This is a genomic window from Cupriavidus sp. SK-4, from assembly GCF_000611125.1.
Taxonomy (GTDB): Bacteria; Pseudomonadota; Gammaproteobacteria; order Burkholderiales; family Burkholderiaceae; genus Cupriavidus; species Cupriavidus necator.
Genome location: NZ_JFJW01000055.1, coordinates 1 through 13,966, shown reverse-complemented (window position 1 = coordinate 13,966; position 13,966 = coordinate 1). Strand labels below are relative to the sequence as shown.

The window sequence follows — 13,966 nt, the reverse complement described above, 5'->3', positions numbered from 1 at the left end:
GAGGCCGGTCGTGCTGAGCAACCTGCTGATCGGCCTTCCCGTAATGCTGCTGTGCCTGCTGCTGCAGGCGCTCTTCGTGGCCATCTGCCTGCGCTACTACGTGCGCTTCAAGCACGCCCGGCAAGGCCGCGAATCGCTGTGGCAGGACGTCCTGCTGTTGTCGGTTGTGATGATGCTGACGTTGCTCGGCAATTTCGTGCAGATGGCGATCTGGGCCGTCTTGTTCATGCTGCTGGGCGAGTTCGGCGATTTCGCTACCGCGCTCTATCACTCGGGCGTGAACTTCGCCACGCTGGGCTACGGCGATATCGTCATGTCCGAAGCCCGGCGCTTGCTGGGGCCGCTCGAGGCGGCCAACGGCATCTTGATGTTCGGCGTCTCCACTTCGGTGATGACCGCGGCGGTGCTGGACGTGATCAAGCACAACCTGGCCAGGCTGCGGCGGGACCAAGGGCCATAGGGATGGGGGCGTCGGCCGCAGCCCGGGCCGGGACTGGGACGGTTCTAATATCGGATGCAGAATCGCGGGCGGGGTCGGGCAATCGATGCATTCCGATCTCTGCGAAAGCTGGCCCGCCGCGCTGCGTTTTTCCGGTCAGGAAATCGTGTAGGTGGTACGTTCCCCGGGGTTGTAGAGGTCCCTGGCCAGTTGCAGGATCTGGTCCCGATGATCGTCGAAGGTGGCGAGAAGGGCGGATTCTTCCGCGGCACCCTGGTGGCTCAGGCGCAGAAGGATTTCGTCAGTGACCTGGAAGGCCACTTCGCGCGCGTTATCGTAGCCCCAGAAGCAAACGCAGTGCCGCGCCGCATCGTAGCTGCGGCTGGGATTGGGAAAGTTCAGTGCCATTGCAGACTCCTGTCCGGTCACGGTACGCCGTGCGTGTTGGGCTTGCTGGCGCCAGCCGGTGCTGCCGCCCCTAGTATGCGCCTGTTTCCCGCAAGCTGGGCATGTGTCCCCGCGGCCTGCTGGAGCGCATGGCCGCGTTCTTCGCGAAAGATATTTCTTTCGCCGGCGATTTAGCGCGTATGCTGGGATTGCCATTATCTCCAGGCAAGCCATTCAGGAGCCCATCATGGCCAAGAGTCAACTACGCAGCAGCCGCGAAGCCAAGAAACCCAAGCAACCGAAGAAGCCATCCGTGCCGGCCTCACCCTTCAGCACGGTCCAGGTTCGCGGGCACGATGAGGCCGCCAAGAAGAAGAAATGACTGAGACCGACAGCGCAGGGATCATCTGGTCCCTTGTGTTCCTGGCAGTGTTGGTCGGGGTCTACGGCTACATCATCCGGGTGGGCATCCACCACAAGCCGGTGTTCGGCATGGCGAAGCATTCGCTTCGGTACTGGTGGCACCGGCTGGTCCACGTGACCAGGTAAGCCAACGCAACGCCGGCCAGTCAGGCCGGTGCGGGCAAGATTTGCGGTTTTGCCGCACAATACAGCCTGCGCGCCGCACAGGAGCACGCTGGATCGACCAGAGGCGAGGGCACTGACCTCGCCCGTCAGCGGGCGGCATTTCTTGAACATCCTGCAATCCTGTACATGGCCGCCCCACATGCACATTCCGCCGCGGATCCTGTCCGCGGCGCAGACATTTCCCATTCTTCCCGCGATAGCAATCCATCCGGCCGCCTGCCGCTGCTGGCGCTCGGGGTCGGCAGCTTCGGCATCGGCACCGGCGAATTCGTCATCATGGGTTTGCTGCCCGATGCCGCCGGCGACCTTGCCATCTCCATCCCGCAAGCCGGCCACCTGATCAGCGCCTATGCGCTGGGCGTGGTCATCGGCGCGCCGCTGCTGGCGGTGCTGGGCGCGCGCTGGCCGCGGCGCAACCTGCTGATCGCGCTGATGGCGGTGTTTGCCGCCGGCAATATCGCCAGCGCGCTGGCACCTTCGTATCTGTCGATGATGGTGGCGCGCCTGCTTACGGGCTTTCCGCATGGCACCTACTTCGGCGTGGCGGCGCTGGTGGCCGCCAGCCTGGTCGCGCGCGAACGGCGCGCGCAGGCGGTGGGGCTGGTGATGCTGGGCCTGACCACTGCCACGCTGGTGGGCGTGCCGATCGCCGCCACCGTCGGCACCTGGCTGGGCTGGCGCTCGGCCTTCCTGATCGTCGGCGCCCTCGGCGCGCTGACGGCGCTGCTGGTATGGCGCTGGGTGCCATTCGTGCCGGCCGACCGGCGTGCCAGCCCGCTGCGCGAACTGACGGCACTCAAGCACAAGCAGGTGTGGCTGACGCTGGGCATCGGCGCGATCGGCTTTGGCGGCATGTTCTCGGTGTTCAGCTATATCAAGCCGACCATGCTGGAACTGGCGCATATGCCGGCGGCGGGCATCCCGGTGGTGCTGGCCTTGTTCGGCATCGGCACGGTGGCGGGCAACCTTGCCGGCGCGAAGCTGGCCGACAAGGCATTGATGCCGACCATCGGCGGCGTGCTGGTGTGGGCGGCGCTGGTGCTGGGCGCCTTCACCTTTACCGCGTCGCATCCCTGGCTGGCTGCCATCAATGTGCTGCTGGTGGGCACCACCGTGGCACTGGGCCCGGCATTGCAGATCCGGCTGATGGATGTCGCCGGCGACGCGCAGACGCTGGCCGCGGCCCTCAACCACTCGGCCTTCAACATGGCCAACGCGCTCGGCGCGTGGCTGGGCGGGGTGACCATTGCCGCCGGCTACGGCTGGGAGTCCACCGGCTGGGTGGGCTTGCTGCTGGCGCTGGGCGGCCTGGTGGTCTATGCGTGGTCGATGCTGAGCATGGGCCGGCAGGGCGCGCCCGCAGCAGCGTAGGCATGGCGCAGGCGGACCGGTGCGCGCATAGGTCCCGCAAGAGCAAAAAAAGGGGTGCCTCATCGGGCACCCCTTTTTCATCTGCGGCCCGCTGGCGGGCCGGCCTTACTCTGCGTCCGCGACGCTTGCGCCGACCACGTTGAAGCCGCCGTCGACATAGGTGATCTCACCGGTCACGCCGCTGGCCAGGTCGGACAGCAGGAAGGCGGCCACGTTGCCGACTTCTTCGATGGTGACGTTGCGGCGCAGCGGCGCGACGTCTTCGAAGTGGCCGAGCAGCTTGCCGAAGCCCTTGATGCCCGAAGCAGCCAGGGTCTTGATCGGGCCGGCGGAGATGCCGTTGGCGCGGATGCCGCGCGGGCCGACCGACGAGGCCAGGTAGCGCACGCTGGCTTCCAGCGAGGCCTTGGCCAGGCCCATGGTGTTGTAGTTGGGGACCACGCGCTCGGCGCCCAGGTAGGTCAGCGTCAGCAGCGAGGCCTTGTCCGACAGCAGCGGCAGCGCGGCCTTGGCCAGCGCCGGGAAGCTGTAGGCGGAGATGTCATGGGCGATGCGGAAACCTTCGCGCGACAGGCCTTCCAGGAAGTCGCCGGCGATGGCGTCGCGTGGCGCGAAGCCGATCGAGTGCACCAGGCCGTCGAACTTGTCCCAGCGCTGGCCCAGCGCGGCGAAGGTGGCGGCGATCTGCTCGTCGCTGCCGACGTCGCACTCGAACACCAGGTCGGTGCCGAATTCCTTGGCAAAGTCGCTGATCCGGTCCTTGAACCGTTCGCCGACATAGGTGAAGGCCAGTTCGGCGCCTTCGCGTTTGCACGCCGATGCGATGCCATAGGCGATCGACCGGTTAGAGAGCAAGCCGGTGATCAGGATCCGCTTACCTGCCAGAAATCCCATAAGTTCTCCAAGGTGGTGTATCAGGCACGCTTCGTGCGTCCGCCGTGCGGACGTGCGCGTGCCTTTGCTGTCTTGCGGCCGTTTTTATTGCGCCGCGCAGAGGGAATGTCCGGATGGCTGGCGCCACCCCCGACGCATGTAAAATTGTCTCATACTTGGCCCGGCCGCAGAATGCCGGGCCCCACAGGTCATAGTGGAGGAATCCAACGGGATGCCTATTCAAGCACGTTGGCCGCTTCAGGCGGCATGGCAGTGCTTCCGGCGGGATGCGGTACTGCGCGGTTGGGTCGCAAGCGGGCTGGCGATGGCGCTGGCGGCGGGGGTCTCTCTCTTTTCCAGTCCGGCGCTGGCGGCGCATGGCTTCGCGCTGCACGGGGACCTGAAGTACCAGGCGGATTTCCGGCAATTCGACTATGCCAATCCCAATGCACCCGCCGGCGGCACGCTGACACTCGCCAATCCGGACCGGCGCACCAGTTTCGACAAGTTCAATCCGTTCACGCTGAAGGGCACGTCTGCGCCCGGCCTGAACGCGCTGATGTTCGAGTCGCTGCTGATCAGCAGCGCCGACGAGAGCGCCAGCGCCTATGGCTTGCTCGCCGAGGACGTCACGGTGGCGCCGGACGAGCTGTCGGTCACGTTCACCATCCGGCCTCAGGCGCGCTTCTCCAATGGCGACCCGGTGCTGGCGTCGGATGTCAAATATTCTTATGACATGCTGATGAGCAAGGCCTCGAGCCCGGGCTACCGCAGCATGTGTACCGATGTGAAGGCCGTGATCGTCGCCGGCGAGCGCACGGTGCGCTTCGAATTCAAGCAGCGCAACCGCGAGCTGCCGCTGATCGTCGGCTCGCTGCCGGTGTTCTCGAAGAAATGGACGGCCAAGGTCCCGTTCGAGAAGCTGACCTTCGAGCCGCCGGTCACCAGCGGCCCCTACCTGATCGAGCGCTATGACGCCGGCCGCGGCATCATCTTTCAGCGCGACCCGAAGTACTGGGGCAAGGACCTCGCGGTGCGCCGCGGCACCTTCAATTTCGCGCGCGTGGCCTACCGCCTGTACAAGGACGAGACCGCCAAGCTCGAGGCCTTCAAGGCAGGGGAGTTCGACGCCATCATCGAATACAAGGCCAAGAACTGGGCCAAGAGCTACCAGGGCACCCGCTTTCGCAACGGCGAGCTGCTGAAGACCGAGTTCCCGCACCGCAACGGTGCCGGCATGCAGGGCTTCGTGATGAATATGCGCAAGCCGGTGTTCCAGGACGTGCGCGTGCGCCAGGCCCTGATCCTTGCGCTGGACTTCGAATGGCTGAACCGGCAGTTGTTCTATGGCGCCTACAAGCGCCTGGACAGCTGGTTTTCCAACAGCGAGCTGGCCGCCAGCGCCACCTTCGACGGCCGGCCCGGCCCGGGCGAGCTGGCGCTGCTTGAGCCGCTGCGCGCGGAATTGCCGCCAGAGGTGTTCGGCCCGGACGTGGTCCAGCCCAGCACTGCGGCGCCGCGTTCGCTGCGCGACAACCTGCGCGAGGCACGGCGCCTGCTGGCCCAGGCCGGCTGGACCTACACGGATGGCGCGCTGCGCAACGCCAAGGGCGACACGCTGGTGTTCGAGTTCCTCGACGACGGCGGCGCCATGAGCCGCGTCATCACCACCTATGTGCGCAACCTGGAGAAGCTCGGCATCCAGGTGAACCAGCGCACCACGGACTTTGCGCTGTACCAGAAACGGCTGGAGGATTTCGACTTCGACATGGTGTCGATCCGCTTCCCGGACTCGCAAAGCCCCGGCAACGAGCTGCGCGACCGCTTTTCCAGCGAGGCGGCCGGCACGCCGGGCTCGGACAACCTGTTCGGGCTGAAGTCGCCCGTGGTCGACAAGCTGGTGGACAACGTGCTGCACGCCCATACCCGGCAGGAGCTGGTCACCGCCGGGCGCGCGCTGGACCGGGTGCTGATGCATGGCTACTACATTGTGCCTAACTGGTACAGCGCATCGCACCGCGTGTCATACCGCAAGACGCTGGCCTACCCGGAGCGCCTTCCCTATTACTACACGGCCGAAGGCTGGATCCTGAGCCACTGGTGGCGCACGGACCTGCAGCCGCAGGCGCGCTGACGCGCCCGCCGCGACCAAGACAAGGAAGAGGACCGGCCGATGCTTGCCTACCTGCTCAAGCGCATCCTGCTGATGATCCCGACGCTGATCGGGGTCATCACGCTGACCTTCGTGGTGATCCAGTTCGTGCCGGGTGGCCCGGTCGAGCAGATGATGATGGAACTGAAAGGGCGGGGCGGCGCCGGCGAAGCCAGCGGCGGCGGCGCCGAATACCGCGGGCGGCGCGGCGTCGACCCCGAGAAGATCAAGGAGATCCAGGCCCTGTACGGCTTCGACAAGCCGCCGCTGGAACGCTACTTCCTGATGCTCAAGCGCTTTGCGCAATTCGACCTGGGCCAGAGCTATTTCCAGCACCGCAGCGTGTGGGAGCTGGTCAAGTCCAAGCTGCCGGTGTCGGTCAGCCTGGGTTTGTGGACCTTCTTCCTGACCTACCTGATATCGGTGCCGCTGGGCATCTCCAAGGCCATCCGCGCGGGCAGCCGCTTTGACGTGGTGACCAGCATCATCGTGCTGGTGGGCTATGCCATCCCCGGCTTCGTGCTGGGCGTGCTGCTGCTGGTGCTGTTCGGCGGCGGCACCTTCGTGCAGTGGTTCCCGCTGCGCGGGCTGACCTCCGACAACTGGGAGCAGCTCTCGCTGATGGGCAAGGTGATGGACTACCTGTGGCACCTGGTGCTGCCGATCACGGCATCGGTGGTGGGCAGCTTCGCGGTGGTCACCATGCTGACCAAGAATGCCTTCCTCGAGGAAATCCGCAAGCAATACGTGCTGACCGCACGGGCCAAGGGCCTGGGCGAGCGCCGCGTGCTGTGGAAGCACGTGTTCCGCAACGCGCTGATCCCGCTGGTGACGGGTTTCCCGGCCGCGTTCATCGGCGCCTTCTTCACCGGCTCGCTGCTGATCGAGACGCTGTTCTCGCTCGACGGGCTGGGCCTGCTGTCCTATGAGGCGGTGCTGCGGCGCGACTATCCGGTGGTGCTGGGCACGCTCTACCTGTTCACGCTGATCGGGCTGGTCACGCGCCTGATCTCCGATGTCTGCTACGTGCTGGTGGACCCGCGCATCCATTTCGAGGGCTTGCACCGATGAAACTGTTCACGCACGCGGCCCCCAACGGGCTGCCGCATTCGCCCTCGCCGCGCCAGCGCGCCTGGCAGCGCTTTCGCCGCAACCGGCGCGGCTACTGGAGCCTGGTGATCTTCGTGGTCATCTTCGTGCTGAGCCTGGGCGCCGAGCTGCTGTCCAGCAACCGGCCGCTGGTGGTGCACTACAAGGGCGAATGGTATTTCCCCATCGTCAAGGTCTACCCGGAAACCACCTTCGACGGCGATTTCGCCACGCCCGCGGACTACCTCGATCCGTATATCCGCGACCGCATCACCACCAACGGCAACTTCGCGGTGTTCCCGCTGAACCATTATTCGTACGACTCGCTCAACTACTTTGCCAAGGAGCCCAACCCGGCGCCGCCGTCGGCGGAGAACTGGCTGGGCACCGACGACCGCGGCCGCGACATCCTGGCCCGGCTGCTGTACGGCTTCCGCGTGTCGGTGCTGTTCAGCATGGCGCTGACCGTGATCGGGGTGCTGGTGGGCACGCTGAGCGGGGCGCTGATGGGCTTCTTCGGCGGGCGCTTCGACCTGTTCTCGCAGCGCGCCATCGAGATCTGGAGCTCGATGCCGGAGCTGTACCTGCTGATCATCTTTGCCTCGATCTTCGAGCCCAGCCTGGCGCTGCTGATCATCCTGCTGTCGCTGTTCGGCTGGATGGGCCTGTCCGACTACGTGCGCGCCGAGTTCTACCGCAACCGCTCGCTCGACTACGTCAAGGCCGCGCGCGCGCTGGGCCTGTCCAACGTGCAGATCATGTGGCGCCATATCCTGCCCAACAGCCTGACCCCGGTGATCACCTTCCTGCCGTTCCGCATGAGCGCCGCCATCCTGGCGCTGACCAGCCTGGACTTCCTCGGCATGGGCGTGCCGCCGACCACGCCCAGCCTGGGCGAACTGCTGGCGCAGGGCAAGGCCAACCTGGATGCGTGGTGGATTTCGCTGTCGACCTTCGCGGTGCTGGTGATCACGCTGCTGCTGCTGACCTTCATGGGCGACGCGCTGCGCGATGCCTTCGATACCCGCCTGGGCCTGGCGGCGCTGCGCGGCCGGGTCGAGCCCAAGATCCCGGCCGGCGCGCCGACCGGGGCAGCCCCGGAGGCCACGCCATGACCGCGGTGTCTCCCATGATCCAGCCGGCCGTGGCGCCGGCCGCGGTGCCGGCGCCCGGTTCCACGCTGATGTGCGTCGACAAGCTTTCCGTTACCTTCGGCCACGGCGAGCATGCCACCCGTGCCGTGCGCGAAGTCAGCTTCGACCTGCGCGCGGGCGAGCGCTACGCGCTGGTGGGCGAGTCGGGCTCGGGCAAGACCGTGACCGCGCTGGCGATGCTGCGGCTGGTGGAAGACGCCTACTACGACGGCGCGATCCGCTTCGAGGGCAAGAACCTGCTGGAGGTGTCGGACCGCGAGATGCGCGGCATCCGCGGCGCCGAGATCGCGATGATCTTCCAGGAGCCGATGACGGCGCTCAACCCGCTGTACACCATCGGCAACCAGATCGTCGAGACACTGGCGCTGCACGAGGGCCTGGACCGCCGCGCCGCGCGCGAGCGCGCCATCGCGCTGCTGGAGCGCACCGGCATCAGCGACGCCGCGCACCGCTTCGACAGCTTTCCGCACCAGCTCTCGGGCGGCCAGCGCCAGCGCGCCATGATTGCCATGGCGCTGGCCTGCCGCCCCAAGCTGCTGCTCGCCGACGAGCCGACCACGGCGCTGGACGTGACCATCCGCGCCCAGATCATGGACCTGCTGCGCGACCTGCAGGCCGAGTTCGGCATGGCGGTGATGCTGATCACCCATGACCTCAACCTGGTGCGTTCCTTTGCCCAGCGCGTGGGCGTGATGGAGAAGGGCGTGCTGGTCGAGACCGGCGAGACCGCGCAGGTGTTTGCCGCCCCCCAGCACCCCTACACCCGCAAGCTGATCGACAGCCGCCCCAGGCGCGAGGTGCTGCCGCTGGTGCCGCTGGCGCCGGTGCTGCTGGAAGCGCGCAAGCTGAGCGTCAACTACGCGCGCAAGCGCCGCGGGCTGGCCGGCTGGTTCGGCAAGGACCAGTTCGCGGCGGTCAAGGACGTGGACTTCCAGCTGCGCGAGGGCGAGACCGTCGGCATCGTCGGCGAGTCCGGTTCGGGCAAGACCACGCTGGCGCATACCGTGCTGGCGCTGCAGCGCAAGAGCGGCGGCACCATCCATTTCCTGGGCCGCAGCTTCGACACCGCGACGCGCGACGATCGCCGCCAGTTGCGCGCGCGCATGCAGGTGGTGTTCCAGGACCCGTTCGGCTCGCTGGCGCCGCGGATGACCATCGAGCAGATCGTTGGCGAAGGCCTGGCGCTGCACCAGCCCGGGTTGTCGCACGAGGGCACGCGCCAGCGCGTGATCGAAGCCCTGCGCGAGGTCGGCCTGGACCGCACCGCGCTGGGCCGCTATCCGCATGAATTCTCGGGCGGCCAGCGGCAGCGCATCGCCATTGCCCGGGTGCTGATCCTCAAGCCGCAGATCCTGGTGCTGGACGAGCCTACCTCGGCGCTGGACGTGTCGATCCAGCAGCAGGTGCTGGCGCTGCTGTCCCAGCTGCAGCACAAGTACAACCTCACCTACCTGTTCATCAGCCATGACCTGGCGGTGATCCGCGCCATGGCGCATCGGGTTTTCGTGATGAAGGCGGGGGAGGTGGTCGAGGCCGGCGACACCGAAGCGGTGCTGGGCGCACCCCAGCACCCCTATACGCGCAAGCTGATGGCGGCGGCACAGGTCGGCGCTGCCTGACCCAAAGTGTGCGGCGCAGCAACGCCGCAGCCCCGCCTGGCTAGCATCCGGTGGATCGGATTAATCCGATAAACAAGATGCGAAATCCCGCCTATATCATTGATTCGCCAGTCAAATCCGGCGAATTTGTAACGAACTTTGACATGTGAATGACAACCCTTTACCATCCCGCCAGAACTAGTTTCGGGGGTGGTCCGTCCGACGCATTGGATCGTGCACCGCACGTTTGCGGTGCAAGACAGGCCCGGTAAGCCTGGTGCGGATGTTGCATAGGGTTCACCCCGCAGGTTCACAAGAATTTCTCGCGAAGTTCACGCGAATTTCACAAATACCCAGCCCGCCCCGGACTTGTGCCGGGGCTTGCTTTGGAACGATCAACGGGAGAACCAATGCAGCGATCGGTACTTCATTCCCTGGCGCGTGCCGCCGTCGGAATTGCCATTGCCTGCGGTGCGACTGTGTCGAATGGAGTGCTGGCGGATACGGTATTCAAGGATGCCGACGCCCGTATCGATGCCACGGCCCAGGCCGCGGACTCGCATGCGGAAGGCAAGCGCGGCTTGCTGTCGTCGGTGGTGAATTCCACCAGCAACGTTGCCAGCAAGGCTGGCGACCTGGTCATGAATGCGCTGGGCCTGATTGGCGTGCGTTACCGCTTCGGCGGCAACAGCCCCGAATCCGGCCTGGACTGCAGCGGCTTCGTCCGCTACGTGTTCCAGGACACCTTCGGCTTCATGTTGCCGCGCCGCTCTGTCGAAATCAGCCGTGTCGGCACCACCGTGGCAGCCAGCGACCTGCGTCCGGGCGACCTGGTGTTCTTCAACACCATGCGCCAGACCTTCTCGCACGTCGGCATCTATATCGGCGACAACAAGTTCGTGCATGCCCCGTCCACGGGCAGCAAGATCCGTGTCGACGACATGCGTGCGTCTTACTGGGTGACCCGCTACAACGGCGCCCGCCGCATCGAGGATGGCAAGGACGGGGGCGCCGATGGCCTCGGCGACATGGTCGAGACGCTCAAGCGCTACGACCCCAAGGTCGTCCGCGCATCGATGTACGGCGGCTGAGGTTCCGGCACGCTTCAAGCAAAAAGGACTGCTGCGGCAGTCCTTTTTGCTTTGGCGAGGCGTGGTCTCCCGGGCTATTGCGCTGCGACCGTTCCGGCCGGTGCCAGGCGGGCCTGTTCCAGCCGCTGCCGCAGCATTGCCATCACCGCCATGGTGGCCTGTTCGCCGGCCAGTATGGCCCGGTTGCGGGCGTTGAAGTCGCTGCCGCCCATATCGGGCAGCTCGGGGCGGATCACCACGTCGGCGCGCGCCAGTGCCATCTTGTTGATCGACTGGCCCATGATCGCGGTGGTCTGCAGCAGCACGCCGCTCTGGCCCGCGTTCTTCTGCGCCGACGGGTCGGCCGAGATATTGACCGCGATGACAAAGTCCGCGCCCATGCCGCGCGCGGAATCCACCGGCACCGGCTCGACCAGGCCGCCGTCGACATAGTCGTGGCCCTGGATCGACACCGGCTGGAACACGCCGGGCACGCTGCTCGACGCGCGCACGGCCTGGCCTGTGTTGCCGCGGCGGAACAGGATTTTCTCGCCGCTCTTGAGGTCGGTGGCGACGATGCCCAGCGGCAGCTTCATGGCCTCGATCGTCCGGTTCTGCACCAGCCGGTTGATATAGTTCTGCAGCGCCTCGCCCTTGAGCCAGCCGCCGAAGCGGGTGCCGAAGGGCAGGGCCCAGTCGGCGATGGCAGCCTCGTCCATGGTCAGCGCCAGCTTGTTCAGCTGGAAACCGTTCAGTCCGCTGGCGTAAAGCGCCGCCACGACCGCGCCGGCGCTGGTGCCGGTGACCAGGTCGGCATGGATGCCTTGCGCTTCGAGCGCCTTGATCACGCCGATATGGGCAAAGCCGCGCGCCGCGCCGCCGCCCAGCGCCAGGCCGATCTTGACGGGCCGCGGCGCGGGCGGGGTGGTTGCGACCGGCGGCGCGGGACGCGGGCCGAACGAGCAGCCCGCCAGCAGGGCGGCCGCGGAGATGCCAAGGAAATGACGTCGTTGCATGAAGCGGATCAGTAACCAGGTGGGACCGGCGGATACAGGGATGTGATGCGGGCGCTCCTCCACGGGAGCTGGCATCGCATTGCCTGAATCACCGGCATCACCTCAGACCGGCGCAAGCATAAATGATTCCGCGCGGCGCCGGCACGCCGGGCGGGGCGAGGGATGCGCGTTGGTATAATGCAAGGCCTGCACATACACCAGCCTGCGCGCCGCTGCGCGCGGGCTTTCTTGTTTCTGCCCCTGACCATGACCCAACGCGTCCGCACCCGCTTTGCGCCGAGCCCGACCGGTTTCATCCATCTCGGCAATATCCGCTCCGCGCTCTATCCCTGGGCCTTCGCCCGCCGCATGCAGGGCGACTTCATCCTGCGCATCGAAGACACCGACGTCGAGCGTTCGTCGCAGGAAGCGGTCGACGTGATCCTGGAAAGCATGGCCTGGCTGGAGATGGATATCGACGAAGGCCCGTTCTACCAGATGCAGCGCATGGACCGCTATCGCGAGGTGGTGGCGCAGATGGTCGAGTCCGGCCTGGCCTACCGCTGCTACATGAGCACCGAAGAGCTGGACGCCCTGCGCGAAGCCCAGCGCGAGCGCGGCGAGAAGCCGCGCTACAACGGCTTCTGGCGTCCCGAGCCGGGCAAGGTCCTGCCCGAGCCGCCGGCCGGCGTCGATCCGGTGATCCGCTTCAAGAACCCGATCGGCAGCAGCGTGGTGTGGGATGACGCGGTCAAGGGCCGCATCGAGATCTCCAACGACGAGCTCGACGACCTGGTGATCGCGCGCCCGGACGGCACCCCCACCTATAACTTCTGCGTGGTGGTGGACGACCTCGACATGAAGATCACGCACGTGATCCGCGGCGACGACCACGTCAACAACACCCCGCGCCAGATCAACATCATCCGCGCGCTGGGCGGCACGCCGCCGGTCTACGCCCACCTGCCGACCGTGCTCAACGAGCAGGGCGAGAAGATGAGCAAGCGCCATGGTGCCATGGCCGTGACCGGCTACCGCGACGAGGGCTACCTGCCCGAAGCCGTGCTGAACTACCTGGCGCGCCTGGGCTGGGCCCACGGCGACGCCGAGATCTTTTCGCGCGAGCAGTTCGTTGAATGGTTCGACCTGGAGCACCTGGGCAAGTCGCCCGCCCAGTACAACCCCGAGAAGCTGGCCTGGCTGAACAACCACTACATCAAGGTCGGTGACAACCAGCGCCTGGCCACGCTGACGCAGCCGTTCATCGAGGCACTCGGCGGCAAGGTGGAAGGGGCGGACCTGGCCGGCGTGGTGGCGCTGGTGAAGGACCGCGCCAATACGTTGAAGGAGGTCGCGCAGGCGGCGCTGCTGTTCTATCGTGGCGAGCCGCAGGCGGATGCCGCGCTCAAGGCCGAGCACCTGACCCCGGAGATCCAGCCCGCGCTGGCAGCGCTGGCCACCCAGCTGGCCGCGCTGCCGGAATGGAAGCGCGAAGCCATCAGCGCCACCTTCAAGGCAGTGCTGGCCGAGTTCGGCCTGAAGATGCCCAAGCTGGCCATGCCGGTGCGCCTGCTGGTGGCCGGCCAGCTGCAGACGCCGGGCATCGACGCGGTGCTGGAACTGTTCGGCCGCGACACGGTACTGCGCCGCCTGGCGGCGGCTGCATAAAAAGTCGTGAAAAAGTCCGCGCCGGGGGCTTGCGCTCCGGGCCGGACTTGCGCATAATTTCTTTCTCCCTGCAGCGCGGTCCCTGACCAAGCGGGCTGGCGGATCCGCAAGGATCTTCGCGATCTCCGAACTGGATTTTGAAGTGACGGGAAAACGAAAAAAGCTGAAACGGGAGCTTGCAAAGATTGGCAGTTGATATATAATCTTGGCTTCGCTTGAAACGGTAGTTAAATCAGGCGAAAACGCAGCAAGTTGCAGTAAATGGCAGTACCATGGGGCTATAGCTCAGCTGGGAGAGCGCTTGCATGGCATGCAAGAGGTCAGCGGTTCGATCCCGCTTAGCTCCACCAAGATTTAGGTGTCATCCAGGTTGTCTTGGGTGGCGCCAGACGGAACGTGTTGGAAGACAAGTTCTGTCCCCTTCGTCTAGAGGCCTAGGACATCACCCTTTCACGGTGAGTACAGGGGTTCGAATCCCCTAGGGGACGCCATAACAGCAGGACGTAACCAGACGTCCAGCATGTCGTTTCAAGCATTAGCTTGAAACGGCAGCCGACTAAGGAGTGGTAGTTCAGTCGGTTA

The 13,966-nt window shown here is 65.8% G+C and carries 13 protein-coding genes and 2 tRNA genes; 12 read left to right on the top strand and 3 right to left on the bottom strand.

Annotation, left to right across the window (positions count from 1 at the left end):
• The first annotated feature begins 10 nt into the window (after positions 1-10).
• The gene (locus tag CF68_RS10335) at positions 11-460 is read left to right on the top strand and encodes a potassium channel family protein (RefSeq protein ID WP_035818185.1); all 450 of its coding nucleotides are present in this window, start codon (positions 11-13) and stop codon (positions 458-460) included.
• 135 nt (positions 461-595) lie between these two features.
• On the opposite strand, the gene CF68_RS10330 is transcribed toward CF68_RS10335, so the two are convergent.
• Positions 596-847 (bottom strand): DUF1488 domain-containing protein, encoded by a 252-nt coding sequence (locus CF68_RS10330; protein WP_035818182.1) that lies wholly within the window; start codon positions 845-847, stop codon positions 596-598.
• 226 nt (positions 848-1,073) lie between these two features.
• On the opposite strand from CF68_RS10330, the gene CF68_RS38960 reads away from it, so the two are divergent.
• From CF68_RS38960 to CF68_RS10325, 3 genes are all read left to right on the top strand, one after another.
• Entirely contained in the window at positions 1,074-1,208 is a 135-nt protein-coding gene (locus CF68_RS38960; protein WP_255351100.1) for a hypothetical protein, read from the top strand.
• Positions 1,205-1,375: a hypothetical protein gene (locus CF68_RS37700; protein ID WP_200872551.1), complete on the top strand. Its 171-nt coding sequence runs from the start codon at positions 1,205-1,207 to the stop codon at positions 1,373-1,375. The genes CF68_RS38960 and CF68_RS37700 overlap by 4 nt, the downstream gene beginning before the upstream one ends.
• Positions 1,376-1,540: 165 nt before the next feature.
• A complete protein-coding gene (locus tag CF68_RS10325) occupies positions 1,541-2,785 on the top strand; it encodes an MFS transporter (protein WP_035818179.1) in 1,245 nt (414 codons plus the stop codon).
• Positions 2,786-2,890: 105 nt separating this feature from the next.
• Here the strand turns inward: CF68_RS10325 and fabI are convergent, their stop codons facing one another.
• Positions 2,891-3,679, bottom strand: a complete 789-nt coding sequence (gene fabI / locus CF68_RS10320) for an enoyl-ACP reductase FabI (RefSeq protein ID WP_035818176.1) — start codon at positions 3,677-3,679, stop codon at positions 2,891-2,893.
• Between the two features lie 211 nt (positions 3,680-3,890).
• On the opposite strand from fabI, the gene CF68_RS10315 reads away from it, so the two are divergent.
• From CF68_RS10315 to CF68_RS10295, 5 genes are all read left to right on the top strand, one after another.
• Positions 3,891-5,792 (top strand): extracellular solute-binding protein, encoded by a 1,902-nt coding sequence (locus CF68_RS10315; RefSeq protein ID WP_035818173.1) that lies wholly within the window; start codon positions 3,891-3,893, stop codon positions 5,790-5,792.
• Positions 5,793-5,831: 39 nt separating this feature from the next.
• Entirely contained in the window at positions 5,832-6,881 is a 1,050-nt protein-coding gene (locus CF68_RS10310; protein ID WP_010814276.1) for a microcin C ABC transporter permease YejB, read from the top strand.
• Positions 6,878-8,014, top strand: a complete 1,137-nt coding sequence (locus CF68_RS10305) for an ABC transporter permease (protein ID WP_035818171.1) — start codon at positions 6,878-6,880, stop codon at positions 8,012-8,014. The genes CF68_RS10310 and CF68_RS10305 overlap by 4 nt, the downstream gene beginning before the upstream one ends.
• A complete protein-coding gene (locus tag CF68_RS10300; protein WP_035818169.1) occupies positions 8,011-9,672 on the top strand; it encodes an ABC transporter ATP-binding protein in 1,662 nt (553 codons plus the stop codon). Before CF68_RS10305 ends, CF68_RS10300 begins: the two co-directional genes overlap by 4 nt.
• A 389-nt stretch (positions 9,673-10,061) precedes the next feature.
• On the top strand, positions 10,062-10,742 hold the full coding sequence (locus CF68_RS10295; RefSeq protein ID WP_035818167.1) for a C40 family peptidase: 681 nt from the start codon (positions 10,062-10,064) through the stop codon (positions 10,740-10,742).
• Between the two features lie 74 nt (positions 10,743-10,816).
• Here the strand turns inward: CF68_RS10295 and CF68_RS10290 are convergent, their stop codons facing one another.
• Positions 10,817-11,737: a patatin-like phospholipase family protein gene (locus CF68_RS10290; RefSeq protein WP_035818486.1), complete on the bottom strand. Its 921-nt coding sequence runs from the start codon at positions 11,735-11,737 to the stop codon at positions 10,817-10,819.
• Between the two features lie 246 nt (positions 11,738-11,983).
• On the opposite strand from CF68_RS10290, the gene gltX reads away from it, so the two are divergent.
• The 3 genes from gltX (at position 11,984) to CF68_RS10275 (ending at position 13,875) form a co-directional block, all read left to right on the top strand.
• A complete protein-coding gene (gene gltX / locus CF68_RS10285; RefSeq protein WP_035818484.1) occupies positions 11,984-13,384 on the top strand; it encodes a glutamate--tRNA ligase in 1,401 nt (466 codons plus the stop codon).
• A gap of 274 nt (positions 13,385-13,658) precedes the next feature.
• Positions 13,659-13,734 (top strand) — tRNA-Ala (locus CF68_RS10280).
• Between the two features lie 65 nt (positions 13,735-13,799).
• A tRNA-Glu gene (locus CF68_RS10275) sits at positions 13,800-13,875 on the top strand.
• The last annotated feature ends 91 nt before the right edge of the window (positions 13,876-13,966 follow it).

Excerpts from the sequence above, each read along its gene's own strand:
- CF68_RS10315 (WP_035818173.1), top strand. The coding sequence starts at position 3,891 with ATGCCTATTCAAGCACGTTGGCCGCTTCAGGCGGCATGGCAGTGCTTC.
- CF68_RS10305 (WP_035818171.1), top strand. The coding sequence starts at position 6,878 with ATGAAACTGTTCACGCACGCGGCCCCCAACGGGCTGCCGCATTCGCCC.
- CF68_RS10310 (WP_010814276.1), top strand. The coding sequence starts at position 5,832 with ATGCTTGCCTACCTGCTCAAGCGCATCCTGCTGATGATCCCGACGCTG.
- CF68_RS10330 (WP_035818182.1), bottom strand. The coding sequence starts at position 847 with ATGGCACTGAACTTTCCCAATCCCAGCCGCAGCTACGATGCGGCGCGG.
- CF68_RS10290 (WP_035818486.1), bottom strand. The coding sequence starts at position 11,737 with ATGCAACGACGTCATTTCCTTGGCATCTCCGCGGCCGCCCTGCTGGCG.
- CF68_RS10295 (WP_035818167.1), top strand. The coding sequence starts at position 10,062 with ATGCAGCGATCGGTACTTCATTCCCTGGCGCGTGCCGCCGTCGGAATT.
- CF68_RS38960 (WP_255351100.1), top strand. The coding sequence starts at position 1,074 with ATGGCCAAGAGTCAACTACGCAGCAGCCGCGAAGCCAAGAAACCCAAG.
- gltX (WP_035818484.1), top strand. The coding sequence starts at position 11,984 with ATGACCCAACGCGTCCGCACCCGCTTTGCGCCGAGCCCGACCGGTTTC.
- CF68_RS37700 (WP_200872551.1), top strand. The coding sequence starts at position 1,205 with ATGACTGAGACCGACAGCGCAGGGATCATCTGGTCCCTTGTGTTCCTG.
- CF68_RS10325 (WP_035818179.1), top strand. The coding sequence starts at position 1,541 with ATGGCCGCCCCACATGCACATTCCGCCGCGGATCCTGTCCGCGGCGCA.
- CF68_RS10300 (WP_035818169.1), top strand. The coding sequence starts at position 8,011 with ATGACCGCGGTGTCTCCCATGATCCAGCCGGCCGTGGCGCCGGCCGCG.
- fabI (WP_035818176.1), bottom strand. The coding sequence starts at position 3,679 with ATGGGATTTCTGGCAGGTAAGCGGATCCTGATCACCGGCTTGCTCTCT.